Annotated in this window: 29 protein-coding genes and 3 tRNA genes; 20 read left to right on the forward strand and 12 right to left on the reverse strand. The window is 72.1% G+C overall.

Features of this window, described 5'->3' with window-relative positions; genetic code table 11:
• The first annotated feature begins 79 nt into the window (after nucleotides 1–79).
• From PHK61_RS06425 to PHK61_RS06435, 3 genes are read left to right on the forward strand one after another with little or no spacing between them, the layout of a single operon-like run.
• Complete coding sequence (locus PHK61_RS06425; RefSeq protein WP_420791361.1) at nucleotides 80–1,654, forward strand: carboxyl transferase domain-containing protein; 1,575 nt, start codon at nucleotides 80–82, stop codon at nucleotides 1,652–1,654.
• Between the two features lie 5 nt (nucleotides 1,655–1,659).
• Nucleotides 1,660–3,687, forward strand: coding sequence for an acetyl/propionyl/methylcrotonyl-CoA carboxylase subunit alpha (locus tag PHK61_RS06430; protein WP_274280147.1), 2,028 nt, complete (start codon nucleotides 1,660–1,662; stop codon nucleotides 3,685–3,687).
• A complete protein-coding gene (locus tag PHK61_RS06435; RefSeq protein ID WP_274280148.1) occupies nucleotides 3,684–4,832 on the forward strand; it encodes an acyl-CoA dehydrogenase family protein in 1,149 nt (382 codons plus the stop codon). The genes PHK61_RS06430 and PHK61_RS06435 overlap by 4 nt, the downstream gene beginning before the upstream one ends.
• Here the strand turns inward: PHK61_RS06435 and PHK61_RS06440 are convergent.
• Both PHK61_RS06440 and PHK61_RS06445 read right to left on the reverse strand, forming a co-directional pair.
• Nucleotides 4,807–5,172 carry a DUF2834 domain-containing protein gene (locus PHK61_RS06440; RefSeq protein ID WP_274280149.1) on the reverse strand — a complete coding sequence of 122 codons (366 nt, stop codon included), beginning with the start codon at nucleotides 5,170–5,172 and terminating at the stop codon, nucleotides 4,807–4,809. The genes PHK61_RS06435 and PHK61_RS06440 overlap by 26 nt on opposite strands.
• Nucleotides 5,169–6,146 carry a hypothetical protein gene (locus tag PHK61_RS06445; protein ID WP_274280150.1) on the reverse strand — a complete coding sequence of 326 codons (978 nt, stop codon included), beginning with the start codon at nucleotides 6,144–6,146 and terminating at the stop codon, nucleotides 5,169–5,171. The genes PHK61_RS06440 and PHK61_RS06445 overlap by 4 nt, the downstream gene beginning before the upstream one ends.
• Before the next feature lie 47 nt (nucleotides 6,147–6,193).
• Here PHK61_RS06445 and PHK61_RS06450 point away from each other — a divergent pair, with 47 nt between their 5' ends.
• Together PHK61_RS06450 and PHK61_RS06455 are read left to right on the forward strand one after the other, a co-directional pair.
• Nucleotides 6,194–6,844, forward strand: coding sequence for a MerR family transcriptional regulator (locus tag PHK61_RS06450; RefSeq protein WP_274280151.1), 651 nt, complete (start codon nucleotides 6,194–6,196; stop codon nucleotides 6,842–6,844).
• A 10-nt stretch (nucleotides 6,845–6,854) separates the two neighbouring features.
• Nucleotides 6,855–7,760, forward strand: a complete 906-nt coding sequence (locus tag PHK61_RS06455; protein ID WP_274280152.1) for an LLM class F420-dependent oxidoreductase — start codon at nucleotides 6,855–6,857, stop codon at nucleotides 7,758–7,760.
• A 28-nt stretch (nucleotides 7,761–7,788) separates the two neighbouring features.
• Here the strand turns inward: PHK61_RS06455 and PHK61_RS06460 are convergent, their stop codons facing one another.
• On the reverse strand, nucleotides 7,789–8,199 hold the full coding sequence (locus tag PHK61_RS06460) for a VOC family protein (RefSeq protein WP_274280153.1): 411 nt from the start codon (nucleotides 8,197–8,199) through the stop codon (nucleotides 7,789–7,791).
• A 59-nt stretch (nucleotides 8,200–8,258) separates the two neighbouring features.
• Between PHK61_RS06460 and PHK61_RS06465 the strand changes: the two genes are divergently transcribed.
• Complete coding sequence (locus PHK61_RS06465) at nucleotides 8,259–9,995, forward strand: MFS transporter (RefSeq protein ID WP_274280154.1); 1,737 nt, start codon at nucleotides 8,259–8,261, stop codon at nucleotides 9,993–9,995.
• Between the two features lie 68 nt (nucleotides 9,996–10,063).
• A complete protein-coding gene (locus PHK61_RS06470; RefSeq protein ID WP_274280155.1) occupies nucleotides 10,064–10,237 on the forward strand; it encodes a CsbD family protein in 174 nt (57 codons plus the stop codon).
• A 30-nt stretch (nucleotides 10,238–10,267) separates the two neighbouring features.
• Here the strand turns inward: PHK61_RS06470 and PHK61_RS06475 are convergent, their stop codons facing one another.
• Nucleotides 10,268–11,128 carry a hypothetical protein gene (locus tag PHK61_RS06475; protein WP_274280156.1) on the reverse strand — a complete coding sequence of 287 codons (861 nt, stop codon included), beginning with the start codon at nucleotides 11,126–11,128 and terminating at the stop codon, nucleotides 10,268–10,270.
• Between the two features lie 84 nt (nucleotides 11,129–11,212).
• Between PHK61_RS06475 and PHK61_RS06480 the strand changes: the two genes are divergently transcribed.
• The 9 genes from PHK61_RS06480 (at nucleotide 11,213) to PHK61_RS06520 (ending at nucleotide 17,291) form a co-directional block, all read left to right on the forward strand.
• A complete protein-coding gene (locus tag PHK61_RS06480; RefSeq protein WP_274280157.1) occupies nucleotides 11,213–12,025 on the forward strand; it encodes a phosphatase PAP2 family protein in 813 nt (270 codons plus the stop codon).
• Nucleotides 12,026–12,134: 109 nt separating this feature from the next.
• A complete protein-coding gene (locus PHK61_RS06485; protein WP_274280158.1) occupies nucleotides 12,135–13,397 on the forward strand; it encodes an FAD-dependent monooxygenase in 1,263 nt (420 codons plus the stop codon).
• 34 nt (nucleotides 13,398–13,431) lie between these two features.
• Nucleotides 13,432–14,307, forward strand: a complete 876-nt coding sequence (locus tag PHK61_RS06490) for an alpha/beta fold hydrolase (protein ID WP_274280159.1) — start codon at nucleotides 13,432–13,434, stop codon at nucleotides 14,305–14,307.
• 8 nt (nucleotides 14,308–14,315) lie between these two features.
• Entirely contained in the window at nucleotides 14,316–15,560 is a 1,245-nt protein-coding gene (locus tag PHK61_RS06495; RefSeq protein WP_274280160.1) for a serine hydrolase domain-containing protein, read from the forward strand.
• 298 nt (nucleotides 15,561–15,858) lie between these two features.
• A complete protein-coding gene (locus tag PHK61_RS06500) occupies nucleotides 15,859–16,104 on the forward strand; it encodes a hypothetical protein (RefSeq protein WP_274280161.1) in 246 nt (81 codons plus the stop codon).
• Between the two features lie 102 nt (nucleotides 16,105–16,206).
• Nucleotides 16,207–16,944, forward strand: a complete 738-nt coding sequence (locus PHK61_RS06505) for a ScbR family autoregulator-binding transcription factor (RefSeq protein ID WP_274280162.1) — start codon at nucleotides 16,207–16,209, stop codon at nucleotides 16,942–16,944.
• Between the two features lie 74 nt (nucleotides 16,945–17,018).
• Nucleotides 17,019–17,091, forward strand: a tRNA-Glu gene (locus PHK61_RS06510).
• A 20-nt stretch (nucleotides 17,092–17,111) separates the two neighbouring features.
• Nucleotides 17,112–17,185: transfer RNA gene (locus PHK61_RS06515), tRNA-Asp, on the forward strand.
• A gap of 32 nt (nucleotides 17,186–17,217) precedes the next feature.
• Nucleotides 17,218–17,291, forward strand: a tRNA-Phe gene (locus tag PHK61_RS06520).
• A 76-nt stretch (nucleotides 17,292–17,367) separates the two neighbouring features.
• On the opposite strand, the gene PHK61_RS06525 is transcribed toward PHK61_RS06520, so the two are convergent.
• From PHK61_RS06525 to PHK61_RS06560, 8 genes are read right to left on the reverse strand one after another with little or no spacing between them, the layout of a single operon-like run.
• The gene (locus PHK61_RS06525) at nucleotides 17,368–18,600 is read right to left on the reverse strand and encodes a tyrosine-type recombinase/integrase (RefSeq protein ID WP_274280163.1); all 1,233 of its coding nucleotides are present in this window, start codon (nucleotides 18,598–18,600) and stop codon (nucleotides 17,368–17,370) included.
• Nucleotides 18,600–18,785, reverse strand: a complete 186-nt coding sequence (locus PHK61_RS06530) for a helix-turn-helix domain-containing protein (RefSeq protein ID WP_274280164.1) — start codon at nucleotides 18,783–18,785, stop codon at nucleotides 18,600–18,602. The genes PHK61_RS06525 and PHK61_RS06530 overlap by 1 nt, the downstream gene beginning before the upstream one ends.
• 3 nt (nucleotides 18,786–18,788) lie before the next feature.
• Complete coding sequence (locus PHK61_RS06535) at nucleotides 18,789–19,139, reverse strand: hypothetical protein (RefSeq protein ID WP_274280165.1); 351 nt, start codon at nucleotides 19,137–19,139, stop codon at nucleotides 18,789–18,791.
• Nucleotides 19,140–19,163: 24 nt separating this feature from the next.
• Nucleotides 19,164–19,367: a hypothetical protein gene (locus tag PHK61_RS06540; RefSeq protein WP_274280166.1), complete on the reverse strand. Its 204-nt coding sequence runs from the start codon at nucleotides 19,365–19,367 to the stop codon at nucleotides 19,164–19,166.
• Complete coding sequence (locus tag PHK61_RS06545) at nucleotides 19,364–19,561, reverse strand: hypothetical protein (protein WP_274280167.1); 198 nt, start codon at nucleotides 19,559–19,561, stop codon at nucleotides 19,364–19,366. The genes PHK61_RS06540 and PHK61_RS06545 overlap by 4 nt, the downstream gene beginning before the upstream one ends.
• Entirely contained in the window at nucleotides 19,558–21,051 is a 1,494-nt protein-coding gene (locus tag PHK61_RS06550; protein ID WP_274280168.1) for an FtsK/SpoIIIE domain-containing protein, read from the reverse strand. Before PHK61_RS06550 ends, PHK61_RS06545 begins: the two co-directional genes overlap by 4 nt.
• The gene (locus PHK61_RS06555; RefSeq protein WP_274280169.1) at nucleotides 21,048–21,314 is read right to left on the reverse strand and encodes a hypothetical protein; all 267 of its coding nucleotides are present in this window, start codon (nucleotides 21,312–21,314) and stop codon (nucleotides 21,048–21,050) included. The genes PHK61_RS06550 and PHK61_RS06555 overlap by 4 nt, the downstream gene beginning before the upstream one ends.
• A complete protein-coding gene (locus tag PHK61_RS06560; RefSeq protein WP_274280170.1) occupies nucleotides 21,314–21,724 on the reverse strand; it encodes a hypothetical protein in 411 nt (136 codons plus the stop codon). The genes PHK61_RS06555 and PHK61_RS06560 overlap by 1 nt, the downstream gene beginning before the upstream one ends.
• Nucleotides 21,725–21,857: 133 nt before the next feature.
• Here PHK61_RS06560 and PHK61_RS06565 point away from each other — a divergent pair, with 133 nt between their 5' ends.
• From PHK61_RS06565 to PHK61_RS06580, 4 genes are all read left to right on the forward strand, one after another.
• On the forward strand, nucleotides 21,858–22,463 hold the full coding sequence (locus PHK61_RS06565) for a helix-turn-helix domain-containing protein (protein WP_274280171.1): 606 nt from the start codon (nucleotides 21,858–21,860) through the stop codon (nucleotides 22,461–22,463).
• The gene (locus tag PHK61_RS06570) at nucleotides 22,460–22,888 is read left to right on the forward strand and encodes a VOC family protein (protein WP_274280172.1); all 429 of its coding nucleotides are present in this window, start codon (nucleotides 22,460–22,462) and stop codon (nucleotides 22,886–22,888) included. Before PHK61_RS06565 ends, PHK61_RS06570 begins: the two co-directional genes overlap by 4 nt.
• 771 nt (nucleotides 22,889–23,659) lie before the next feature.
• Nucleotides 23,660–24,112 carry an HIT family protein gene (locus PHK61_RS06575; RefSeq protein WP_274280173.1) on the forward strand — a complete coding sequence of 151 codons (453 nt, stop codon included), beginning with the start codon at nucleotides 23,660–23,662 and terminating at the stop codon, nucleotides 24,110–24,112.
• 6 nt (nucleotides 24,113–24,118) lie between these two features.
• The gene (locus PHK61_RS06580; RefSeq protein WP_274280174.1) at nucleotides 24,119–25,252 is read left to right on the forward strand and encodes a hypothetical protein; all 1,134 of its coding nucleotides are present in this window, start codon (nucleotides 24,119–24,121) and stop codon (nucleotides 25,250–25,252) included.
• Nucleotides 25,253–25,548 lie beyond the last annotated feature (296 nt).

The raw sequence follows: 25,548 nt of genomic DNA on the forward strand, positions 1-25,548 counted from the left end.
CTTGCCAGGGCGTGTGAACGGTCGCTAACGTGAATGAGCGTTAACGTGCCGCATCGGACGGACGACGAGGAGGTCGCGCGTGGCCGCGCCCAGCACCGACCAGGTGAGCGAAGTTCGGGGCTATAGCACCGAAGATCGCTCACATGCGGCTCTTGTCGCCGACCTGCGCGAGCGGCTGGCGACCGCGCGGCTCGGCGGGCCGGAGCGTTCGCGGCAGCGCCACGTCGAGCGCGGCAAGCTGCTCCCGCGCGACCGCGTCGACGCGCTGCTCGACCCGTCGAGCCCGTTCCTCGAGCTCTCGCCGCTGGCGGCCACCGGCATGTACGGCGACGCCGCGCCGGGCGCGGGGATCATCACCGGCATCGGGCGCATCGCCGGGCGCGAGTGCGTGGTCGTGGCCAACGACGCCACCGTCAAGGGCGGCACCTACTACCCGATGACGGTGAAGAAGCACCTGCGCGCCCAGGAGGTGGCGCTGCACAACCGCCTGCCCTGCATCTACCTGGTCGACTCCGGCGGCGCGTTCCTTCCCGAGCAGGACCAGGTCTTCCCCGACCGCGAGCACTTCGGGCGCATCTTCTACAACCAGGCCACGATGTCCGGCCTGGGCATCCCGCAGATCGCGGCGGTGCTCGGCTCCTGCACCGCGGGCGGCGCCTACGTCCCGGCGATGAGCGACGAGGCGATCATCGTCCGCGACCAGGGCACGATCTTCCTCGGCGGCCCGCCGCTGGTGAAGGCCGCGACGGGCGAGGAGGTGACGGCCGAGGAGCTCGGCGGCGGCGTCCTGCACGCGCGCACCTCCGGGGTGGTCGACCACCTCGCCGACGACGACGCCCACGCGCTGTCGATGGTCCGCGACATCGTCGACACTTTCGGGCCCCGCGTGCCGCCGCCCTGGGAGCGCCGCCCGACCGTCGAGCCCGAGCACGACCCGACCGAGCTCTACGACGTCGTCCCGGTCGACGGGCGCACCGCCTACGACGTCCACGAGGTGATCACCCGGCTGGTCGACGGCAGCGGCTTCACCCCGTTCAAGCCCGACTACGGCACCACGCTGGTCACCGGCTTCGCCCGCCTGCACGGGCACCCGGTGGGCATCGTCGCCAACAACGGCGTGCTCTTCCGCGAGTCGGCGCTCAAGGGCGCGCACTTCGTCGAGCTGTGCGACCAGCGCGGTATCCCGCTGGTGTTCCTGCAGAACATCACCGGGTTCATGGTCGGCCGCGAGTACGAGGCGGGCGGCATCGCCAAGGACGGCGCCAAGATGGTCACCGCCGTGGCCACCACCCGGGTGCCCAAGCTGACCGTGGTCATCGGCGGCTCCTACGGCGCGGGCAACTACGCGATGAGCGGGCGGGCGTACTCGCCGCGCTTCCTGTGGATGTGGCCCAACGCGCGGATCAGCGTCATGGGCGCCGAGCAGGCGGCCACGGTCCTCGGCACCGTCGGGTCGAGCGACGCCGACGGTGGCCAAGGGGATCGCATCAGAGAGCAGTACGAGCACCAGGGCCACCCCTACTACTCCACCGCGCGCCTGTGGGACGACGGCGTCATCGACCCCGCCGACACCCGCACGGTCCTCGGCCTCGCGCTCTCCGCCTGCGCCAACGCCCCCCTCGACGCGCCGCACTTCGGCGTCTTCCGGATGTGAGCGCGATGTTCCAGAGCGTCCTCATCGCCAACCGCGGCGAGATCGCCGTGCGGATCACGCGGACCCTGCACGCGCGGGGGCTGCGGGCGGTCGCGGTGTACACCGACCCCGACGCTGGCGCCCCCCACGTCGCGGCCGCCGACGTCGCCGTCCGCGTGCCCGACTACCTCGACGGCGCGGCCATCCTCGAGGCCGGCCGCGCGGTCGGCGCGCAGGCCGTGCACCCCGGCTACGGCTTCCTGGCCGAGAACGCCGGGTTCGCCCGGCAGGTCGCCGACGCCGGGCTGACGTGGATCGGCCCGCCGCCCGAGGCCATCGAGGCGATGGGCGACAAGATCCGCGCCAAGGCGACGGTCGGCCCGGCGGGCGTCCCGCTCGTGCCCGGCTCCGACGGCTCGGGGCTCTCCGACGCCGAGGTCGCCGCCGCGGCGCGCGGGATCGGCTTCCCGGTGCTCCTCAAGCCCAGCGCCGGGGGCGGCGGCAAGGGCATGCACGTCGTGGAGCGCGACGGCGACCTCGAGGACGCGATCGCGGCCGCCCGCCGCGAGGCCCGGGGCTCGTTCGGCGACGACACGCTGCTCGTCGAGCGCTACGTCACCGACCCCCGCCACGTCGAGATCCAGGTGCTCGCCGACGCCCACGGCACCGTCGTGCACCTCGGCGAGCGCGAGTGCTCGCTGCAGCGCCGCCACCAGAAGGTCGTCGAGGAGGCGCCGTCCGCGGTGCTCGACGCCACGCAGCGCCACGCCATGGGGCAGGCGGCGGTCGAGGCCGCGCGCGCCTGCGGCTACGTCGGCGCCGGGACCGTCGAGTTCGTGACCAACGCCGACGCGAGCGAGTTCTTCTTCCTCGAGATGAACACCCGCCTGCAGGTGGAGCACCCGGTCACCGAGGAGGTCGTGCGCGTGCGCAGCGGGCGGCTCGACCTCGTCGCCGAGCAGCTGCGCATCGCCGCCGGCGAGGAGCTGGGCTACGACCAGGGCGACGTGACGCTCGAGGGCCACGCCGTCGAGGTCCGCCTCTACGCCGAGGACCCGGCGCGCGGCTTCCTGCCCACGGGTGGCCGTGTCCTCGACCTGGTGTGGCCGGGGGGAGACGCAGCGCAGCGGAGCTCGACCATCGACGGAGGCGCGCGCGTCGACGCGGGCGTCGCGGCGGGTACCGAGGTCGGGTCCCGCTACGACCCGATGCTCGCCAAGATCATCACCTGGGGTCGCGACCGCGCGAGCGCGTTCGACCGCCTCGACGCCGCGCTGGCCGCCACCACCGTGCTGGGCGTGCGTACCAACCTCGCGTGGCTGCGCACCCTGATCGCCGACGAGGACGTCCGCGCCGGACGCCTGGACACCGGGCTGATCGCGCGCCTGCCCGTGCCGGCCGAGGACCTCCCCGACGACGTCCTCGCCGCGGCCGCGCTCGCGGGGCTGCTGGACCTCGCCGAGAAGGCCGCCGGCGACGACCCCTTCGACCGCATCGGCGGCTGGCGGCTCGGCGCCGACCCCGCCCCCGCGCGCTGGCGCGTGGTGCCCGCGGCCGGGGCCACCGGCGACCCGGTGGACGTCGCCGTCGCCGGCCCGCCCCACGCCGCCGTCGTCACGATCGGCGCCGAGGGGACCCCGCGCCCGGCGCAGGGCCGCCGCGAGGGCGCCGACGTCGTCCTGACCCTCGACGGCGCCACCCGCCGGTTCCGCACCGCGACGACCGGGGGCGCCGACGGGGTCCGCTGGCTCGGCCGCGAGGGCGGGGTCTGGGCGCTGCGCGAGCAGGAACGCCTGCGCGCCGCGCGCACCGCCGCCGGCGGGCAGGACGGCCCGCTCACCGCGCCGATGCCCGGCACGGTCACCGCCGTGGAGGTCGCCGAGGGCGACCACGTCACCGCAGGCCAGCGACTCGTCGTCGTCGAGGCCATGAAGATGGAGCACGTGGTGTCGGCGCCGGTCGACGGCGTGGTGAAGGACCTGGCCGCGACGGCCGGGGCCGCCGTCGCCCTCGACGCGCCGTTGGTCACCGTCGTGCCCGACCCAGGAGAATGATCATGCAGCTGTCCGACGAGCACGAGGCCCTGCGCGCCACGGTCGAGGAGTTCGCGCAGAAGGAGGTCGCGCCGGTCATCGGCGAGTACTACATCGCCGAGAAGTTCCCGTACGACCTCGTCGCGCAGATGGGCGAGATGGGCCTGTTCGGCCTGCCGGTGCCCGAGGAGTACGACGGCATGGGCGGCGACTACGTCGCGCTGTGCGTCGCCCTCGAGGAGCTCGGCCGCGTCGACCAGTCGGTGGCCATCACGCTCGAGGCGGGCGTGTCCCTGGGGATCATGCCGCTGCTGCGCTTCGGGTCCGACGAGCAGAAGCAGCAGTACCTGCCCGACCTCGCCACGGGCCGGCACCTGGGCGGGTTCGGGCTCACCGAGGCGGGCGGCGGGTCCGACGCCGGCGCCACGCGGACCACCGCGAAGCTCGACGGCGACGGGTGGGTGATCAACGGGACGAAGGCGTTCATCACCAACTCCGGCACCGACATCACCTCGCTCGTCACCGTCACCGCCGTCACCGACCGCGGCGAGGACGGCAAGAAGGAGATCTCGGCGATCCTCGTCCCGTCCGGGACCCCGGGCTTCACCGTCGCGCCCAGCTACTCGAAGGTCGGCTGGAACGCCTCGGACACCCACGAGCTCTCGTTCGACGACTGCCGAGTGCCCGCGGAGAACCTCGTCGGGACGCGGGGCCGGGGTTACGCGCAGTTCCTGTCGATCCTCGACGAGGGACGGGTCGCGATCGCCGCGCTGTCGACCGGCGCCGCGCAGGGCTGCGTCGACGAGTCCGTGCGCTACGCCCGGGAGCGCGAGGCGTTCGGCGCCGCGATCGGGACCTACCAGGGCATCCAGTTCAAGATCGCCGAGATGGAGGCGCGCGCCGTGTGCGCCCGCCTGGCCTGGCACGACGCGGCCGAGAAGATGGCCGCCGGGCTGCCGTTCAAGAAGGAGGCGGCGGTCGCGAAGCTCGTGAGCTCGAACGCCGCGATGGACAATGCCCGCGACGCCACGCAGATCTTCGGCGGCTACGGCTTCATGAACGAGTACCCGGTGGCCCGCCACTACCGCGACTCGAAGATCCTGGAGATCGGCGAGGGCACCAGCGAGGTGCAGAAGATCCTCATCGCCCGCCACCTGGGCCTCTGAGCAGGGCCCGCTCGCGCAGGGCCAGGAACAGCGGGAACGTGAACGCCACGGCGAGCACGAAGCTCAGCACCACGAGCAGCGCGACGACGATCGGGCGGAAGCCCAGCCGGCGGCCCTCGACGACCATGACGATGCACGCCGCGATGGCCATGACGATGATGTCGACGGCCGCCGAGCTGCTCGCGGGGTTGGCGAACCAGCCGCCCAGGTAGTCGGTGCCGCCGGTGGCGAAGAAGGACAGGTTGAAGTACCAGGTCCCGACCAGGCCGATCACCGAGAGTGCCGCGTAGACCGCGACGAGGACGGGGCTGCCGGTGCGGCGGGGCGTGAGGGTCGTCATCGGGGCTCCAGGATCCGGTCGGGGGTGGGGCGGGCGCCGCGGCGCAGGACCAGCAGGGCGCCGGCCGCGGACGCGACGAGGAGGGCGGCCGCCGCGGCGAGCGTGGTGCCGTCCGGGGCGATCAGCGGCTGACCGCGCAGGGCCTGCCAGGTCAGCAGCACCGTGAGGCCGGTCCAGGCCGCCCCGGCGACGACGACGAGGTGGGCGCGCACCCGCGCGTCGCGCAGCACCGGGCGGCGCGCGGCGAGCAGGCCCAGCCCGAGGGCGAGCAGCGGCAGGCCCTGCAGGGCGTGCAGCCCGACGAAGTGGGCGATGCGCAGGTCGCCGCCCGTGGTGCTCCATCCGACCAGCGGCAGGCCCGGCCCGCCGTCGGGGACAGCGACGGCGTGGGCGCCGACGGTCGGCATCGCGCCGGTGGCCTGCGCCGCGGCGACCTGGGCCCCGGTCGGGCCGGTCATGAGGAACGCCACGGCCATGCCGAGCAGGGTGACGACGAGCCCGAGGCGCACGGCCCACGCGGTGTCGATCGCGAGGCTGCGCTCGCGCAGCAGCAGGACGCCGAGCCCGGCGGTCGCGAGCCAGAGCACCACGATCGTCGTGCCCATCACGCTCCACACCGCCGTGTCGAGCGGCGTCGCGACGTTGAAGTGGCTGGCCCGCCCGCGCACCACCTGGCCCACGATCGCGATCATCTCGATCGTGCCCGCCACCGCGACGACGACGCCGGCGCGGCGGGCCCAGCGACGCGTGCGCGGCACCGCGACGAGGGAGATCATCCAGGCCAGCGTGGCGGAGTAGAGGACGAAGCTGACCGAGAACTTGAGCGGCTTGGCCCAGAGGGGCTGGCCGCCGAGGAGACGGGGGTCGAGGACCAGCCCGGCGACGCACACGACCGCGAGCGCGGCCATGGCGACACAGAACGCGGCGAGGGACCGTGACTCCCTCGCCATCGAGCGGATAGTGACGCTGTCCATGAGTGGAGAGTAGAACTATCCGTCCAGGGTGTCCAGAGGGGAGAGCGATGCGGATCGGGGACCTGAGCCGCCGGACGGGCGTGAGCGTCGCGTCCATCAAGTACTACCTGCGCGAGGGCCTGCTCCCGCCCGGCGAGCTGACCAGCCCGAACCAGGCGCGCTACGGCGAGGAACACGTGCGACGGCTGCGTCTCATCCGCGCCCTGGTCGACGTCGGCGGGCTCTCCATCGCCGGCACCCGCGACGTCCTGGCCGCCGTCGACGCCGACGACGTCGCGCTGCACCACGTGCTCGGCGCGACCCAGAAGGCGCTGCTCGGGACGCCCGTGGTCGCCGACGACGACGAGGCCGCCCGGGCGGCCAAGCTCCTCGACGACCTCGTCGAGCGCCGCGGCTGGCACGTCACGGAGACGAACCCGGGACGGCCCGCGGCGATCGAGATCCTGGCGACGAGCGAGCGGCTGGGCACCGAGGTGCTCACCCGGCTGCTCGACACCTACGCCGAGGCGCTCGAACCGCTGGCCACCGCCGAGGTCGGCGCCGTCGTCGCGCGCGGCGAGCGGTCCGACGTCGTGGAGAGCGCCGTGCTCGGCACCGTGCTGGGCGCCGGCCTGTTCTCGGCGCTGCGCACGATGGCCCACGAGTCGGCGTCGTCGCGGCTCGACGCCGGTCCGGCGGCCGGGCCGGAGGAGGGATAGCGTCGCGGCCGTGGCCGCACAGATCGACTTCCCGTCCCGCATCGGCGTCTGGTGGACCAGCGACACCTGGTCGATCCAGGACGCGCAGCAGGCCGCCCGCGACATCGAGGCGATGGGCTACGGCTCACTGTTCTACGGCGAGGCCTACGGCAAGGAGACGCTGACCCAGGCGGGCGCGTTCCTCGCCGCCACCGAGCGGCTCGTCGTCGGCACCGGCATCGCCAACATCCACGCGCGCGACCCGATCGCCGCGGAGAGCGGCGGGCGCACGCTGACCGCGCTGCACCCGGGTCGCTTCGTCCTCGGGCTCGGCGTGAGCCACGCGCCGCTGGTCGAGCGCGGACGCGGCGGCACGTACGAGAAGCCGCTGGCGACGATGCGCGACTACCTGCAGCGGATGGCCGCGGTGCCCGAGCAGATCGAGCCCGGTGCCGGCCGCCCGGCCCGCCTGGTCGCCGCGCTCGGCCCGAAGATGATCGAACTCGCGGGCGCCGAGACCGACGGCGTGCACCCCTACCTCGTCACCCCCGAGCAGACGCGGGTGACGCGCGAGGCCCTCGGCGCCGACAAGTGGGTCGTGTCCGAGCAGGCCGTGGCGGTCGGGGGCGACGAGGACGACGCGATGCGCCGCGCCCACGCCCACCTCGAGATCTACTCGGGCCTGCCGAACTACCGGAACTCCTGGCTGCGCCAGGGCTTCGACGAGTCCGACATGCCGCGCGGCGGCTCCGACCGGCTCAAGAAGGCCCTGGTCGGGATGGGCGACATCGACACGATCGCCGCGTCGGTGACCGCGCACCTCGACGCGGGCGCCGACCACGTCCTCGTCCAGGCGCTCGGCGACGGTCCGGGCGGGGGTGTCGCAGCCGACCCCCGCGAGCACCTCCGCGAGCTGGCCGCCGCCCTGGGTATGTGAGCGAACTTCGGTGCTATAGCCCCGAAGTTCACTCACGGAGATCCGTGCGGATCGGGTGGCCCGGGGGGATCTCGACGAGGACGATCGCGCGGCCGTCGGGGTCGGCGATCCAGCACTCGTCGAGGCCCCACGGCTCACGTCGCGGCTCGCGCGTCACCCTCACGCCCCGCTCCCGGACCTCGGCGACCGCGTCCGGCAGCGAGCGCACCTGGAGCCACAGCGCATCCCCCTCGGGTCGAGCTCCGCTGCGCTCCGTCTCCCCGTCGCCCGTCGCGACCGCACCCGACTTGGAGACCTCCAGGTAACCGGTGCCCAGGAAGAACACCACGCCGCCGGGGAACTCGCGCGCGACCGCGAGCCCGAGCGTCTCGGCGTAGAACCGTTGCGACACCTCCCAGTCGTGGGGGCGCACGAGGATGCGGCTCGACAGGATCTCCACGCTCGTTCCCTCCGTCACGCGTCACGGTTCGGCGCCCGGACGGGGGGAAACTCGTCCAGGTGAGTTCCCCCGAGCCCGATCCCCGGCGCTGGCACGCCCTCGCGGTGTGCCTCATCGCCGGGTTCATGACGCTGCTCGACGTCAGCATCGTCAACGTCGCCCTCCCCTCCATGCAGCGGGGCATCGGCGCGTCGTCGGCGGAGCTGAGCTGGGTCGTGTCGGGCTACGCGCTGACCTTCGGGCTCGTGCTCGTCGCGTCGGGGCGGCTCGGCGACGACCGCGGGCGCAAGAAGATGTTCATGATCTCGCTGGCGCTGTTCACCCTGACCAGCGTCGCGGCCGGCCTGGCGCCGAACGCCGCGTCGCTCGTGGTCTTCCGCCTGCTGCAGGGCGCGGCCGGCGGCATGCTCAACCCGCAGGTCATCGGCTTCATCCAGCAGCTGTTCACCGGCCGCGAGCGCGGCCGCGCGTTCGGCCTGTTCGGCGCGGCGATCGGCATCTCCACGGCCATCGGCCCGCTGCTCGGCGGCCTGCTGCTCGAGTGGGGCGGGGCGACCGACGGCTGGCGCTGGGTCTTCTACGTCAACGTGCCGATCGGGATCGCCGCGCTCGTCCTCGGTGCCCGCCTGCTGCCGCGCGATGCGGCGACCGCGGGCGAGAAGCGTCCCCTCGACGCGATCGGCGCGGTGCTGCTCGGCGGCGCCGTCGTCGCCGTCATGGTCCCCCTCGTGCTCTCCGAGCGGGACCCGGCGAGCGCGCCCTGGTGGCTGCTCGCGGCCGCCGTCGTCCTGCTCGTCGTGTTCGTGCTCTGGGAGCGCCGCGCGCGCCGGCGCCACGGGCACCCGCTGGTGAACTTCCGGCTGCTGCGCACCCGCAGCTACGCGCTCGGCACCTCGCTGGGCCTGCTCTACTTCGCCGGCTTCACCGCGATCTTCTTCGTCGTCACGCTCTTCCTGCAGAACGGGCGCGGCTACACCCCGCTCGAGGCCGGGCTCGCCCTGACCCCGTTCGCGCTCGGCTCGGCGGTCTCGTCGGCGATCGGCGGGCGGCTCGTGTCCCGGCTGGGCAAGCCGCTGGTGGTCGGCGGGCTCGTCCTCGTCGCGCTGGGCCTCATCGCCGTCGACGTCGTGCTGCGCCTCGACCCCGAGCAGGTCGGCTGGGCGATCGCCGCCCCGCTGCTGCTCGCCGGCGTCGGCAGCGGCTTCGTCATCGCGCCCAACCAGACGCTCGCGCTCGAGGAGGTCCCGCCCCGCGAGGGCGGCACCGCGGCCGGCGTCCTGCAGACCGGCCAGCGCGTCGGGTCGGCGGTCGGCATCTCCGCGGTGGGCGCCGTGTTCTTCGGCCAGCTCACCAGCACCGGCGGCGACTGGGCGCTCGCGATCAGCCGCGGCCTCGTCGGCGCCGTCGCGTTCGTCGTGCTCGCGCTGGCCCTCGGGCTGGTCGACCTGCTGCTCGGCCGCCGCCGGGCCGCGCGGGGGATGCCCCCGCCGGCGACGAGCACGACCGCGCAGGGCCATGAGCCCGCGGGTCTCGTCGGCCGGGTCACCGACACGGCCGGCGGGGGTGTCGGCGGGGCCACGCTGACCCTGGTCGACCCCGACGGGCACGAGGCCGCGACGGTGAGCGCCGGCCCCGACGGCGGCTTCCGGCTCGCCCCGCCCGCCGCGGGCCGCTTCCAGCTGGTCACGCGTGCGGACGGCCACCGCCCGGCGGTGGCGTGGGTCGACGTGCCCGGCGACGCGGAGGCCGTGCGCGACGTGGTGCTCGACGTCGCGGAGCGATCACCGGCGGGTTGACCTCCCGATACCGCGGGTACCTGGCTCTCTGCGAGGCGCCCAGCACGGAGCGCCGGGAGGAGGCCCGCATGTCGAGCGAGAAGAAGACCGACAACAAGATCCAGGAGTACAAGGGCAAGGTCAAGGAGACGGTCGGGAAGACCGTCGGCAACGAGAGCCTCGAGGCCGAGGGCAAGAAGGACCAGACCGCCGGCAGCCTCAAGAACGCCGGCGAGAAGGTCAAGGACGCCTTCCGCGACTGACCTGCCCGACGCCGGCGCGCCGCCGCCCGCTCAGAGTCTCTTGAGCGGCGGCGGCGCGACGCCGTCGTCACCCGACAGCGACGCCTGGGCGGGCGAGCGGGCCAGCACGACGACCCCGCCCAGCGCGAGCACGAGCCCCGCCACGAACCACGGCACCCCGCCCGGGCGGACGCCGTCGCCCAGCGCGACGAGCCCGATCAGCCCCGGCACGAGGGTCTCGGTGACGGCGAGCACCGCCACCACCGGCCCGACCGCGCCGCGTCCCAGCGCCACCGTGTACAGCGCGAGGCCCAGGACGGCGAAGCCGAGCAGCGCCCACACCACCGGGTCGGTCAGGGCGTTGCGGGCCATCTCGCCCAGCGGCCCCTCCAGGTCGACCATCCGCACCGCCACCGCGGTGCCCCCGAACGCGAGCCCGGAGAGGAACGACAGGAGCATCGCGCGGCGGCTGCGGAAGGCGATGGGCACCGACACCACGAGCAGGACGCCGAACGTGACGCAGAGCGCGACGACCCCCGCGGTCGACGGGGACAGCAGCACGTCCTCGACGCTCGCGCTCGCCACGATCAGCGCCAGCCCGACGACGTTGGCGGCGGCCGCGGCGAGGTCGATCCGGCGCAGCGGCGTGTCGAACACCCAGTGCGACGCCACCACCGTGATCCCGACCTGCCCGGCGACGATGGCCTGCACCGCGACGATCGGCATGTACCGCAGCGCGAGCACGGTGAGCACCCAGCCGCCGATGTCGAGGGCGAGCCCGGAGAGGTACATGGGGTGCAGCACCACCGCCGCCGCCCGTGTGGCGCGACGGGCGGCACTCGCCTCGAGGAGCGCGGCACCGGCGTTGGCGCCCGCCGCGGCCAGCGCGGCGAGCAGCCCCAGGAGCAGCACTCGACCAGTCTGCCCCGGGATGATCGGGGCAGGCACCGCGGAGCCCGGCGCGTCGCCGTCTCCCGTCCACCGCAGGAGGAATCCGTGGCCCTCGACGCCACCGCCGTGACGCTGCTGGTCCTCGGGGCCCTGATTGGGATCGCGGTCATCGCCGACAGGGTGGCCGGCGGCGCGCTGGCGGCCGTGCCCGGCGCGGTGCGCGACACCGGGATCGTCGCGGTGCTCGTCCTCTCCGCCGGCGTGGTGTTCACGCTGGTCGCCACGGACGAGGCCCTCGCGGACGCGGACGCGCCGGTGCTCGGGTGGGTCCTCGGGATCCGGTCACCGGGCCTGACCGACGCCGCCGAGGCCGTCTCGCTCGTCGGCGGCACGGTCGGCACCGGCGGGCTCGCGGTCGTGTCGGCGGTCGTGCTGTTCGCCCGCGGCCACCGTCGCACCGCGGTGATCTGGGTGCTCGGCGTCCTGGCCGGCGCGCTGGCGATCCGGCTGGTCAAGGTGGCCGTCGAGCGCCCGCGCCCGCCCGAGGCCCTCCGGCTCGCCGAGGAGACGACGGCCTCGCTGCCCTCCGGCCACGCGCTGATGGCCGCGCTGGGCCTCACGCTGACGGCGGCCGCGGTGGTCGCCCTGGCCGTCGGCACGCCCCGCGCGCGCCTCGTGCGGGGCGTCGTCGTCGTGCTCGCGGTGGTCGGCGCGCTGCTCGTCGGGGCGAGCCGTGTCTACCTCGGCGTCCACTGGACCACCGACGTGCTCGCCGGCTGGTTCCTCGGCGCCGCGCTGGCCACCACGTGCCTCACGCTCGCGCGCGTGCTCGACGCGCGCGTCCGGCTCGGCGACGCCCCCGACCCCGCTCCGGAGCCGTCGCGAGATTGTCCGGACGCGACTCAGTCGGCGGAGTGACGGTCTCGGGTGGTCAGGCCACGTCGTGAACACTCAACGGCGCGCGATTGCTCCGTCCGAGATGATCTGCCTACGCTTGTCTCGTCCGCGCGGGTGAACGAGGTGAGCCGTGGTTGCCGTACCGCTGCTCGTGCTGGGTGCCCGGTTCGCCGGGCTCACCACGGCGCTCTTCCTCGCCCACCAGGGCTTCCCCGTCCACGTCATCGACCGTGACCGGCCCGGGGACGTCGACCGGGGCCTGGCGGTCCTGACCCCCGCCGCGCTGCGGGAGCTCGCCGCCCTCGGGCTGGCCGACCCCCTCGCGGCGCAGGCGTGGGAGCCGCGCCGCCTCGCCCACGCCGACGCGGACACCGGCGCGGTGCTCCGGGTCGCCGACCTGGGCCCCGTGGTGCGCGCCCGGTTCGGCCGGCCCTACCTGCTCGCCCCGCACGGCGTGCTGCGGGCGCTGCTGGTGGCGGCGTGCGCGGCGGACGAGATGGTCACCGTCACCTACGGGCGCAGCGCCACGTCCGTCGAGGACCTGGGCGACGCGGTGCTCGTCACCGACGACGCGGGCGGGCGCCACCGCGCCGAGGCGGTGATCGGCGCCGACGGCGCGGGCAGCCGGGTGCGCGCCCACCTCGGCGGCGGCCACGCGCTCTCCAGCCCCTACCTCGTGCACCGCGGGCCCGGTCCGGCGCCGCCCGACGACGTGCTGCGCCTCTGGTCGTCGCCGACGCTGCACGTCACGCAGTCGGCGGTCGCGGGCGGCGGCGGGGAGGTCTCGATGACCGTGCGCGTCGACGCCCTCGAGGACATGCACCGCGACGGCGTCGCCGCCGTCGTCGCCCGCCTGCTCGCGAGCGCCGCCCCGGAGGTCCGCGCGGCGGTCGGTGACGCCGTCGTGGCGTCGCCCTCGCGCGTCCACCGCCACCACGCCCCGCTCGAGCGCGGCGCCCGGCACCGGCTGACCGTCGTCGGCGGGGCGGCCCAGCCGATGCTGCCGCACACGGCGCAGGCGGTGGCGCTGGAGATCCTCGACGCTGCGACGCTCGGCCGCGCCTTCGACCACGCCGACGGGCGGATCGTGCCCGCGCTGGAGGAGTACGCCTCCGTCCGCGCGCACCCCCGGGCCGCGGTCGCCCGCCGGGCCCACGACTTCGCGGCCCTCTGCCACGCCGACGGGCTCGTGCGCCGGATGCGCGACCGGCTCTGGCGCACCACCTCCGTCGACGCGACCGCGGCGATCGTCGACGCCATTCGGGGCCCGTCCCCGGGCAGCCCGCCCGGGGCGTACGGGCACCGCCCCGGCCTCGTCGAGCCCGTCGTCCCGCCGGCTCCCGGGCCCTCGCCCCCGGGACCGCACGGCCCCGCCGGACCCATCGCCGGCTGACATCCCGCCGGCCGCGCGGGCAGGATGCGCGCCCGTGACTGCTGCGCCCGGCCCCGCCCTCACTCCCGACACCGTCGTCGCCAACGGGGTCCGGCTCCACTACCGCCACGGGGGCTCCGGCCCGCCCGTGGTGCTGCTGCACGGCTGGCCGCAGACGGGGCACTGCTGGCGCCACGTCGCCGGCCCGCTCGCGGCGGACCACACCGTGATCGTCCCGGACCTGCGCGGCTACGGCGCCAGCGACAAGCCCACCGGCGGCATGGACAAGCGCACGATGGCCGCCGACGTGTCCGCGCTGGTCCGGGGCCTCGGCCACGACCGGGTCGCCGTCGTCGGGCACGACCGCGGCGGGCGCGTCGCGCACCGCTGGGCCCTCGACCGGCCCGAGGAGGTCACGCGGTTCGCGGTCCTCGACATCGCGCCGACCCGCGCCACCTGGCAGCGCATGGACGCCGCGCTCGGCGCCAAGTACTGGCACTGGCTGTTCCACCTCCAGCCCGACCTGCCCGAGCGGCTTGCCGGCGCCGACGTCGAGGGCTACCTGCGCTACTTCCTCGAGAAGTGGACCTACGCCCGCGAGGGCCTCGAGCCCGCGGCGATCGCGGAGTACGTCCGCGCCTTCTCCCAGCCCGGCGCGCTGCGCTGCGGGTTCGACGACTACCGCGCCCACCCCGTCGACGCCGAGCACGACGAGGCCGACTTCTCGGCCGGCCGGCGCGTCACCCAGCCGCTGCTCGCGCTGTGGGGCGCCGAGGGCGTCATGGGACAGACGTTGCCGATGCTCGACCTGTGGCGCGAGTACGCCGACGACGTGCGGGGCCGGGCCATCGAGCGGTGCGCCCACTTCGTCCCCGAGGAACGGCCCGAGGAGGTGCTCGACGAGTTGCGGACGTTCCTCGCGGAGGCATAGTGGCGGAAGTGACGAGCAGCCTGAAGGTCGAGACAGATCCCGAGGAGCTGGGCTTCGACCCGGCCCGCCTGGCCCGCATCGACGAGCACTTCACCCGCTACGTCGACGACGGCAGGCTCGCCGGCTGGCACGCGGTCGTCGCCCGCGACGGCAGGGTCGTGCACTCGTCCACCGCGGGCCACCGGGACGCCGAGGCCGGTCTGCCGGTCACCGACGACACCCGCTGGCGCATCTACTCGATGTCCAAGCCGATCACCTCGGTGGCGGCGATGATCCTCGTGGAGCGGGGCCTGCTCGAGCTCACCGACCCGATCAGCCGCTGGCTCCCCGAGTTCGCCGAGCCGCGCGTCTACGTCAAGGGGTCCTCGGGCAAGCCGCTCACGGAGGCGGCCACCGAGCCCATCCGCGTCTGGCACCTGCTGACCCACACCGCCGGGCTGACCTACGGCTTCCACCACGCCCACCCCGTCGACGAGCTCTACCGCGCCGCCGGCTTCGAGTGGGCCGCGCCGCCGGAGCTCGACCTCGCCGGCTGCGTCGAGGCGTGGGCCCGGATGCCGCTGGTGTTCCAGCCGGGGTCGGAGTGGAACTACAGCCACGCCACCGACGTGCTCGGGCGGCTCATCGAGGTCGTCTCCGGGCAGTCGCTGGACGCCTTCCTCGACGAGCACGTGCTCGGCCCGCTCGGGATGACGTCGACGGGTTTCGCCGTCGACGACCCCGACCGTCTCGCGACCCTCTACCTCGCGAACCCCGCCACGGGCCGGTACCTGGCGGCCGAGGCGGCGGGCATGGGCGCGCTGGCGAACGAGGCGCTCGAGCCCACCTGGCTCGGAGGCGGCGGGGGCCTGGTGTCCACCGCCGCGGACTACCACCGCTTCACCCGGATGCTGCTGGGTCGCGGCGAGCTCGACGGCGTCCGCGTCCTCGGCAGCCGGACCGTCGACTACATGGCGAGGAACCACCTGCCCGGGGGCGCGGACCTCGAGCAGTTCGGTCGTCCCCTGTTCGCCGAGATGCCGTTCGACGGCGTCGGCTTCGGCCTCGGGTTCGCGGTAGTGGTCGACCCGGTGAAGTACCGGACGATCTCCAGCGCCGGCGAGATGTCGTGGGGCGGGGCCGCCAGCACCGCCTTCTGGGTGGACCCCGTCGAACGCATCACCGCCATGTTCTTCACCCAGCTGCTCCCGTCGAGCGCCCACCCGATCCGCACCCAGCTGCGCGGGCTCGTCTACCAGGCCCTCGTCGACTGAGCCGTTCGCCCGGTGTCCGGCGATCCGGACGCGACGTCCGGAACCGCCACGCCGCGACGTCCCGGACGATCATTGTCGCGCTCCGTGACCGATCGGCGACGATGCGGGCGGTCCGGATCCGGTCCCACCGTCACTCGGGAAGGGGGCTGCATCGTTGCGATCGTGTGGGTAGCGTCGCCTCGACTCGGACGAGGGATGGCGTCGGGCACGGTGAGTGACCGGCGGTGTCCCCGTGACGAGTGATCCCGCCGCGTGAGCCGTTGCAGCGGGTCGGGACCAGGCGGCACGGGGAGCCAGCATGAACGCGACGTCAGGACCGCGACGACGACCGAACGGACCCCACCCCGAGCGGACGGCGGCCGAGGAGCCCTCGGTCCCCGCGCAGCGCACGGCGGCGGACGTCTACGGGGTCAGCGACGAGCAGGTGCACCGCGCCCGCATCGCGGTGGCCCGCAACTCCCTCGACTCCGACGACTGCCGCGAGCTGCTCGACATGCTCGGCCTGATCGGCGAGGGGGGCGACCCGCCGCCGGTCCGGCGCTGACCTCCGGGCTCACGGCCGCTCCACCAGGAGGATCGTCCGCAACTGGACGATTACCGGCGTGGCGGCCGTGGGTGAAAGGCCGCCCCGCTACCGTGGCCGCCGATGTCCGACACCGTTGATCCACCGCGTGACCGCTTGGGTGCGTCCGGTGATCCGCCGCGCCAGGCGCGGGCGGTGGCGACGCGCGGCGCCATCCTGGCCGCGGCGGCCGAGGAGTTCGCCGCGCGCTCGTACCACGAGGCCTCGCTGTCGCGGATCCTCGAGCGCAGCAAGGTCACCAAGGGCGCGCTGTACTTCCACTTCGTCTCCAAGGAGAGCATCGCGCTCGCCGTGGTCGACGAGATGGAGCGGCTCTGCCGCGGGATGGTCGAGCGCTGCGCCGCGCTGGAGCTCGACCCGCTGCGGACCGCGGCGCAGATCGCGCGTGAGATGCAGGATGCCCTCGACGGCCCCGAGGTGCGGGCGGGCCAGCGTCTGTGCGGGGAGGGGCTCGCAGGTCCCGAACGCCCGGGCTGGCCCTTCGCCTTCTGGCAGGAGACCTTCACCGACCTCTTCCGCCGCGCCGCCGCCGCGGGCCTGCTCCGGCCGGCCGTCGACCCGGCTTCCTTCGCCCGGACGATCGTCGACGTGTCCGGCGGGGCCTTCGTCGCCTCGCTGGCGACCACGGAGCTCGCCGACCTCGCGCAGCGCGTCTGCGAGAACTGGGAGCTGCTGCTCGGCGCCACCGCAGAGCCCCGCTGGCTGGAGGGCTGGCGCGCGGACGGCGGCATGCGCGCCGTGCTCGGGCCGCACCTCGGGTCGGTGGCCGCCGGCCGCGGGGGGTGGGTGCCGGGCAGCTGAGACCCGTCACCTATGCTTGGCGTGCTCCCAACGGGTACGCCGTTGGCGGGTAAGGTCCTCAGCCAGAGGGTCGCGCCCCCATCGTTCAGCGGCCTAGGACTCCGCCCTTTCAAGGCGGCAACGCGGGTTCGAATCCCGTTGGGGGTACGGTAGGACAGCACGATCAAGGCCCAGTGGCGCAGTTGGTTAGCGCGTCGCCCTGTCACGGCGAAGGTCGCGGGTTCGAGTCCCGTCTGGGTCGCTCTTCCGGTCGAGGTGGTTCCTCGACCTCTCGGCCAGGTAGCTCAGTCGGTACGAGCGATCGCCTGAAAAGCGATAGGTCGGCGGTTCGACCCCGCCCCTGGCCACCCCGCTCACCAGCGAAAACGCCGGTGAGACTCGTCGCCGAGTGATCCACTACAGCAGCCCGTGTAGCAATGGGTCTCACAGGTCCTCCCACTCGATCGCATCGAGCGCCTGACGCATCGCGTCGAGGTTGGTGTGGGCGTAGATCGCCATCGTGATGTCGACGTGCGCGTGCCGGGCGATCGCCTGGACCACGTGCGGCGGAGTGCCGAGGTCGAGCAGCAAGCTCACGACGGTGTGCCGCAGGTCATGGAGGCGGACGTCGGGCATGCCGGCCCGCACGCGGAGGTCCGCGAAGTGTCGGTTGAGGTTCCGCGGCTCCATCGGCGTGCCGATCGTCGAGGGAAACACGAGGCCGCGGTCCTGCCACGCCTCTCCCGCGTCGGCGCGCTCCCTCTCCTGCCGCTCCCGATGGGCTTCCAGGACGCGGCGGGTGACCTTGGGCAGCGGGATCGTGCTCTCCGAGGCGTCAGACTTCGCCGGGCCGACGTACAGCTGGCCGGCGGCACGGGCGACGGTCTGGGCAACGGTGAGCGTGGCGCGCTCGAAGTCGACGTCCTCCCAGCGCAGGCCGAGCAGCTCGCCGTGACGAAGCCCGAGGGTGGCCGCGGTGACATACAGCGCGTACCAGCGCGTCCCCTCAGCCTCCTTGAGCAGCGCCTTGGCCTGGCTGACCCGCAGCCCCTTGCCGATCTTGTAGCGCGGAGTCGAGACCTTGACCAGCTTGGCGACGTTGCGGCTGACCAGCTCTTCGCGCTCGGCGTTGCTCAGCGCGTTGCGCAGCACGGCGTGGATGTACTGCACCTGCCGAGGCGAAGGTCGCCGACCACAGCAGGGGTGTCCGTCACGGCAGCACGGATCGGCACCGGCCCGCCGACGGGCGTTGCGCCCGTTGGTGCAGCACAGGCACTTCGCCCGGACCACGCCCATGAAGTGCCGGACGTCGGCGCCCGTGAGCCGGTCGAGACGCTTCTTGCCCAGCGCCGGGACGATGTGCAGCCGGACCACCGACTCGTACCCGTGGAACGTCGTCAGCCGCTTCTCCTCCTTCACGACCGACAGCCAGTGCTCCATGTACTCGCCGACGGTCATGGTCCGGTCGGGCACCGGGATGCCCTGCTCGTTGTTCGACTGCAGCCGGACGAGCTTGGCGCGCGCCTCCTCGAAGCTGCGGGCGTACCGCGAGCGGCGTCCGATACGTCCCGACGAGACGTAGACGTAGGCCGAGGCGACCCACAAACCGTCGCTGGAGCGCTGATAGATCGAGCCCTCGCCGTTGACCTTTCGGCCCTTCTTGCGGTCGCCGGCCATCACACGACCGCCTGGGCGTCGAGGAGCCGCGCGACGTACTCCTCCAGGGAGGCGCGGGGGATGCGGCGGGAGCCGCCGATCTTCACGGAGCGGAGGTCCTGGTTTCGGAGCAGGTCGTAGACCTTGCATCGGCTGATCTTGAGTACCTCCGCGGCCTCCTCCGCGGTGAACAGCAGTGCGTCCATGGATCAGTCCTCCGATGCCGTGTGGCGGCCGAGGTGGCCGAGGTGGTTGTGGGCGGTGCTGAGGTGCTCGCCGGCCTGGACGACGGCGGCGCAGGCGTCGTCGAGGTGGCCGTGCGCGGCGTGGAGCGCGCCGGACGGGTCGCGCCCGCGGTCGTCGTAGTGCGCCGCGGGGTCGGCGCGGCGCAGCGAGCGGGACAGGTAGTCCAGGAGCTGCGGAAGCCGGCCGGCGAGTTCGGTGAGTCCACCGACCACGGCGTAGGACTCGGGGCCGTCGAGCGGGGCACGCATGGTGGCGTGGTTGGCCGCGCGGACGGCGTCGCTGGCGGTGTCGACGTGCTGGGCGAGGGCGGTCACGGGTGGTTCTCCTTGGGGGTGGGGTCAGTCGGACGCGGCGCGGGTGATGCCGTCGCCGATACCGCCAGCGATGGCGGTGAGGACGTCGCCGACGCCGCCCACGAAGCCGGGGGCGACGACGCCGAGCAGGACGACGGTGATGACCCCGAGCACGAGGGCGGGGCCGACGGCGCGGCTCTTGGCGGCGATGACGGTCAGCAGGCCGGCGATGATGACGGCGGCGATCACGGAGCCACCTCCTGCCGGGCGCCGGCTCGGACCGGGGCCGGGCGTCGGATGGGCTGTCGCTGCGTCGCCGTCCGCCGGAGTCGGCCGATCAATGCCAGCAGCCCGCAGGCGAGGTAGGCCATGGCGACCACGCCGAGCAGGACCAGGAACAGCCAGCGCGGGGTGTCGCTGGTCAGCAGGGCGGCGGCGCTCATGACGCGTCCGTCCGCTTGTCGGGACGCTTGGTCTCCCGCTGCTTGGTGACCAGCTCGGGGACGTCCTCATGGGTGGGCGAGGCGTACTCGGTGGCGAGCCAGCGCATGCCGGCGTCGTCGTGGAAGTCGGCGCGGACCTTGATCGGCTCGCGGCGGTCCTCGTCGTCGACGACGTAGGCCACGCCGGGGGTGTCGAGGTCGATGTCCTGGCAGCGGGCGCCGCGGTCGTGGGCGGAGTCGCCGAGGACCATGGCGACCTCGTTGCGGCTGTCGAGACGCAGGCCGACCTTGACGGTGAACAGGTTCCGCAGCTCGAGGACCTCCTTGCGGGGGTCCTGGACGAGCCCGACCACGGAGAACCCCGCGGCACGGCCCTTGCTCAGCAGGGTGCCGAGGGCGACGCGTGCGCGTTCCTTGAGAGCACGGTCGACGATGTAGCTGGTCAGCGACGCGATCTCGTCGACGATGATGATGTGGAACGGGTCGTCGATGGTGGGTCGGTGCAGGCGGGTCCGGCCCTGCAGGGACTCGCAGCGGGCCATGGTGAGCGCGGCGGCGTGTTCCAGGGCGGCGACGAGCTCGGCCTCCGAGCGCCAGGCGAACATGTGCAGCAGCTCGGGGTACATCCCGAACTCCATGCCGCCCTTGGGGTCGACACCGATCACGCGGACCCAGCCGTCGGCGATGGCGGGCGACAGGGCCCAGAGCAGGGCGGTGACGATTGAGCCCTTCCCGGCCCCGGACGCGCCGGCCACGAGCAGGTGCCGGCCGAGCAGGCGCAGCGCCCAGGGCTCGCCGTCCTCGCGGCGTCCGATCGGGACCCGGGTGAGGTCGACCCGGTCGCGAGCGTGGTGCTGCTGTTCGGCGAGGGTGTCGTGCAGGACGACGCGCAGCAGGCCCCAGGTGCGTACGCGGGGGTGGCGGGTGACGCGGACGTCGAGGGCGGCCCACTCCGAGCGGAGCCCGTCGGCCTGCGCGGCGATGGTGTCGAAGGTGACGCCGGGGCAGAGCTGGACGGTAAGGACGTCGACGTGGTCGCCGAGCCCGACCCAGACCAGGCGGGGGACGACGATGCGGTGGGCGGCGTCGGTGGCCTTGATGCCGCAGGCGGCCATGACGTCGTCCCAGACCCAGCGGTAGCGCAGGCGTCGCCAGAAGCGCTCTCCGCGCCGGACCACGTGGCGGGTCCAGGTCCCGGGCGCCCAGCGGGCCCAGGCCCACGCGCCGCCGGCCGCCAGAACGGCGACACCGGAGACGCCCCACGGGCCGAACACGAGCCCGGTCACGATCAGCAGGGCGACCACGGCGCCGACCGGGGGGACGTAGACGAGGCCCCAGAGGCCCATGACGGCGGCCCACAGCGCCCAGCGCAGGAGCCAGAGGGCGCCGTAGAAGGCGGTCGCGAGCGGGCCGTGGTCGCGCTCGATGAGGGTGCGCTGGATGTCGGCGCGGCGGCGGATGGTCTGGCCGCGCCACAGCGTCGCGCTCATCGCCCACCACTCCCCGAGGAGGAGCGGCGCGGGCCGCGACGGCGGCGCTGCTCGCGGGCGGGTGAGCCGGACACCTCGACCTGGGTGACCTCCCAGGTGCTCGACCCGCAGGCCGGGCAGCGCTCCTGCGATAGCTGGACGACACCGTCGCCGCCGTCGTTGATGGGCGCCGGCTCCCACTGCTCGGTGCAGTGTCGAGCCCGGCAAGTCAGTACGAGGACGTCGAACAGCGAGCGCGTCGCGACCTTCACCGGTGCGCCCATCACGCCACGTCCTTGGGCGCGGTGTCCTTGGCTGCCGGCGCAGGCTTGGCGGACGCCGAGGCGACGCGGACGGCATCGGCGGACAGGTACAACTCAATGCCCTTGCCGGTCTTGGCGGGTCGGATGAGGGCCTGGAGGCCGTCGAACTCGACGGGCTCGAACTCGGGCAGCTCGGGGACCTCGTAGGAGCAGACGCGGACGGTGTGGGTCTCCTTCTCCCCGTTCTGGCCGGTGGGCAGCAGGACTCCGATGAGGTTGATCGGCTGCCCGGTCTCCTCGTCGACGGCCGTGGAGCCGGCCACCGGTCGTCGGCCGTTGGGGGTGTCGTCCCAGCGCGGTGGCTGCACCACGTCGCCGGTCGCGATCACTCTGGTGCGGGTGGCGTCGATCGCCAGCGAGCAGGAGTACATGTCTCCTCCGTCAGGGAAGCGGACTGATACGGCATGACTAGTGCGGCAGAGAGTGCGCCTCTTTCGTCCGCTGTGTCAAGCCGCATACGGCAGGTCACTTGCCTCATACGTCTGACCGGGGAAGATGTCGCGCGTGGACGTGTCGGAGGTGATCAAGTCGCAGCGCGCGGCGCTGGGGCTCTCGCAGGGGGAGCTGGCTAAGACGGCCGGCGTGAGCGTCCGACAGCTCGCCAGGTACGAGGCCGGCGAGCAGCAGCCGACCCTCTCCGCGGCCGTCTCACTCGCTGACGCGCTCGGCATCTCCTTGGCCCGCCTCGCCGGGCAGGTCGACTACGGGCTTGACCTCTCCGGCGAGTGGTGGTGCTCATGGCAGACCTGGAAGGAGGGCAAGCCGCGCGTCGACACGCACTCATTGGAGGTCGAGCAGCGTGGGGAGCTGCTGCACCTCGACGCCGAGCGCGCGATCGCGGTCGCGGAAGGCAGCTACCGATGGCACGGCGAGCTACGGCTGTGGGACCAGGAGGCGCTCATGGGTTGGTACCGCTCCACCGATGCCGCTGTCAGGTCTAAGGGCACGATGTACCTCGCCCTGCACCGCCACGGCACCCACGCGTGGGGCCGCTGGGTCGGCATGAGCTACGACGGTGCCGTCGTCACCGGTTGGGGCTCCCTCGCCCGCACACACGAGCACAGCGCGCAGATCGTCCAGGACCTCATCGACGAGGACGAGGCACGATGACCGAGCTACGCAGCCGCATCGCCCAGTTCGTCATCGACGTCGCCGACCTGGACGCCGGCGTGGCCTTTTGGTCCGCCGTCCTCGACGCGACCGAGGAGACGCTTGGCGCCGACAGCCAGCCCGTCTACCGCCGGCTCAAGCTCCCCGACTCCGACATCCGCATCCTGCTCCAACGCACCGACGACCCCAAGACGTCGAAAGAGCGCATGCACGTCGACCTGGAGACCAACGACGTCGAAGCCGAGGTCCGACGACTCGAAGCCCTCGGCGCCACCCGCTGGGACCACCAACAAGAGCGCGGCCACGAGTTCTGGGTACTTCGCGATCCGTGGGACAACGAGTTCTGCGTGCTACCCCCTGAGTTCCCTACGCTATTGGCCCGCCGCGACCCCGTTCCTCAACCGTCACCGACCCCGTTGTCGTAGCCGATCAAAGCGAGCGCCTTACGCCTGAGGCGACGCGCGACGCCCGAGTCGCCAGCGAGGCCCGCGGAAACGAGCTGGTCACCGACCATGTCATGACCTCGCACTGCTGGTGGCGGCACCGAACGAGCCGCTTGATCCAGATCGACGTCGCCGGGCGACCGCCGACCGGCAGGTCCGAACTTGACCGGCCGACGACCTGAGCAGCCGCCACGACACGGACGCCGGGACAGCCGACCATGTCGTTCGTGGTCTGAGCTCCCAGCTCGAGCTCGCCGTCGTACTCCTCGACCGCGACCAGACGAACCCCCTCAAGCCCAGGACCGCCACAAGAGTGTGCTCCCGGGCCATGATCACCCGAGACTGAAGATCGTGTTCTCGTCAGGCCTCAACGCTTGAGGACGAGCCGCAATGCAAACGAGGGCAGTCTAGACAAAGACCTTCGGCTGGACCGGGCGCGAGCGGCTGGCGCCGCTCGCTGGGCAGCAGTCCCTGCGCCAGGCTTTTGCCGCCACCCAAGGCGACGGCCAAGGCGCCTGGACCAGCCCAACGAGAGCATCGGGTCGCCCCAACCCCTTCGGCGCCCGCGAGCTGCGGACTGTGCATCTCCCTCGCCGCGGGAGGAGAACCAAGATCACAAAGCGAGCACCATTGAGGACCCTCTCGCGAAAGCGTTGCCGGCTACCCCTTCCAGGCCTTGTCGAATAAACCGGGCGCCGCTACGCTCCGTGGCAGCTGGGGGGTCAGCGATCTCCGCCACGTCAACACTCGGGAATGGGAGCGATAGTGTCGAGCACTCTTGAAGAGTTCAACTCCAAGTTCCGAGTCGAGGAGCTCCTTATCCTCGACTCAGGTCTCTGGCGCTGGTCTATTCGGCCGGTCCATTCAACTCTTGGCGCCGGAGTTCTCTCACTCTCGCGCTTCGCCACTTCCTTTGCCGACATGACTGACGACGAAGCGCAAGATCTCGCCCAGACAGTTAAGTCCGTTGAGGCAGCGCTCCGCGCCACTTTCTCGCCTCAGAAGATGAATTATGTGATGCTCATGATGGTTGACGACCACCTGCACTTCCATGTGCTGCCGCGTTATGCGGAAACAAAGCAATTCGGCGGCCTGGAATGGGTTGACTCCGGCTGGCCTGGACCGCCCGGGATGGGAGACTACTCGGATCGCTCAGAGGACAAAGTTCTTTTCGACATCCGCGACCACCTTAAGTCGAATCTGTGACATTTCGTGCTTGACCAGGCACTCGTGGGCGATCATGCCCAGGATTTCTTGCACCCGTACCTTGGCGAGACGGAGAGTCTATTCCGGACTGCTCTTCAAGCTGTCGACGATGAGGCCGACTGCAAGATAACTCCCGCAGCCGATCTCGGATTCCCTGCCGACGTCGTTAGATTTGCTGGCGGGTTTGCAAGCGGGTGCCTTGTCGAGTGGTCGTCTTCATCGGAGGTCGTTCCCGTCGATACGTGCACCGGGGTCGACACCTCAAGCATCTTCTGGCTGGATGACTTTCCATCTCCGGAAATTCGTGATGAAGACCTGGTGCGGCTGGAGAAGTGGCTGGTTTCAACTTCCACCTACGTGTGGAACTTTCATCAGGGCAATCACTTCATCATGCTGGTGCGACGTCGCACTGACGGTGCGCCAGCCTTAGTGATGCATAGTAGCGAAGGAGAGTTCACCTACCAATCGACCGGCCTGCTACCAGGTAACGACAACTGGTACATCAAGGATGTAGTCACTACATATTCACCCGCCAGTGATCGCTACATCCGGCTCCTATGGGGCGATAAGGCTTCGCTATACAAACGAATGTCAAGAACGTTGAGAAGCTATGCCCGAGATCGTCACGCTTTAGTCGCCACCATGCTATTAGATGGTCGGGCGAGGATTGGCTCTGAGTACCATAAGCAGCACTTCTATATGCCATCCTCGAACTCCGCAGCACTCGGGTGCTATCTCTGCCAACCGAATGAGGTTGTGCCAATCTTCAGTGCTCCATCGAGGGACATCGACATGTTTAGATGTTCAATGGGTGGCAAGAACGACATCAATCTACTGAATGGGCGACGAGTCATTCTAGTTCCTCACGGCTGGGGCCGAACCATGACGAGCGAGGTGGACTGTGCCGTCGAAGGAGGAAGAATCTCCCTTAACGGCGAGACCTATCCTGTGGAGCCCAGAGTTAGTATAGCGAGCCACCCGCAAATGGGTCTCCGTGAGTTCGACGATTCAAGCCTCAGCTCGGGTTCATTCTACGGAGTGATCGAGGGACATACTCCTGGTAATGTCATTGATTCCCTCGCCCAAATTTGGTCCTACTCCTCGGCCGGCTACGTTCACCACTCCACGCCGAGGCAGTAGCTGTCCATAAGTCTACGTCTATCCGTTACCTGTTCGCTAGTAGAGGAAACGCTAGCAGTCAACATAGTAGAAATTCCGGTAGTTTGTACACGTTGTGCCGAAGAAGGGTCTCTACAGCGGCAAGCCCTTCGGACTGCCACGTAAAGGGGGGACATGGTCGAGGATTCACGCTCTACTGGCGGCCTTCATAGTGCCCTCGCAGACGCTCGCGCTCGGTACGTCGACCGGAACCCGGAGAGCTTTCGCCACCACGAGCTCGCTCGCCAGGTCTTACCGGGTGGAACAACGCGCGCCGT

Source organism: Actinomycetospora lutea (assembly GCF_028737205.1).
Classification (GTDB): Bacteria; Actinomycetota; Actinomycetes; order Mycobacteriales; family Pseudonocardiaceae; genus Actinomycetospora; species Actinomycetospora lutea.

What these genes read in the sequence shown, in the direction of transcription:
- PHK61_RS06505 (WP_274280162.1), top strand. Translation starts at nt 16,207, where the DNA reads ATGTCCGACACCGTTGATCCACCGCGTGACCGCTTGGGTGCGTCCGGT.
- PHK61_RS06575 (WP_274280173.1), top strand. Translation starts at nt 23,660, where the DNA reads ATGGGAGCGATAGTGTCGAGCACTCTTGAAGAGTTCAACTCCAAGTTC.
- PHK61_RS06560 (WP_274280170.1), bottom strand. Translation starts at nt 21,724, where the DNA reads ATGTACTCCTGCTCGCTGGCGATCGACGCCACCCGCACCAGAGTGATC.
- PHK61_RS06530 (WP_274280164.1), bottom strand. Translation starts at nt 18,785, where the DNA reads ATGGACGCACTGCTGTTCACCGCGGAGGAGGCCGCGGAGGTACTCAAG.
- PHK61_RS06500 (WP_274280161.1), top strand. Translation starts at nt 15,859, where the DNA reads ATGAACGCGACGTCAGGACCGCGACGACGACCGAACGGACCCCACCCC.
- PHK61_RS06470 (WP_274280155.1), top strand. Translation starts at nt 10,064, where the DNA reads ATGTCGAGCGAGAAGAAGACCGACAACAAGATCCAGGAGTACAAGGGC.
- PHK61_RS06550 (WP_274280168.1), bottom strand. Translation starts at nt 21,051, where the DNA reads ATGAGCGCGACGCTGTGGCGCGGCCAGACCATCCGCCGCCGCGCCGAC.
- PHK61_RS06545 (WP_274280167.1), bottom strand. Translation starts at nt 19,561, where the DNA reads ATGAGCGCCGCCGCCCTGCTGACCAGCGACACCCCGCGCTGGCTGTTC.
- PHK61_RS06525 (WP_274280163.1), bottom strand. Translation starts at nt 18,600, where the DNA reads ATGGCCGGCGACCGCAAGAAGGGCCGAAAGGTCAACGGCGAGGGCTCG.
- PHK61_RS06435 (WP_274280148.1), top strand. Translation starts at nt 3,684, where the DNA reads ATGATCATGCAGCTGTCCGACGAGCACGAGGCCCTGCGCGCCACGGTC.
- PHK61_RS06450 (WP_274280151.1), top strand. Translation starts at nt 6,194, where the DNA reads ATGCGGATCGGGGACCTGAGCCGCCGGACGGGCGTGAGCGTCGCGTCC.
- PHK61_RS06445 (WP_274280150.1), bottom strand. Translation starts at nt 6,146, where the DNA reads ATGGACAGCGTCACTATCCGCTCGATGGCGAGGGAGTCACGGTCCCTC.
- PHK61_RS06570 (WP_274280172.1), top strand. Translation starts at nt 22,460, where the DNA reads ATGACCGAGCTACGCAGCCGCATCGCCCAGTTCGTCATCGACGTCGCC.
- PHK61_RS06430 (WP_274280147.1), top strand. Translation starts at nt 1,660, where the DNA reads ATGTTCCAGAGCGTCCTCATCGCCAACCGCGGCGAGATCGCCGTGCGG.
- PHK61_RS06555 (WP_274280169.1), bottom strand. Translation starts at nt 21,314, where the DNA reads ATGGGCGCACCGGTGAAGGTCGCGACGCGCTCGCTGTTCGACGTCCTC.
- PHK61_RS06440 (WP_274280149.1), bottom strand. Translation starts at nt 5,172, where the DNA reads ATGACGACCCTCACGCCCCGCCGCACCGGCAGCCCCGTCCTCGTCGCG.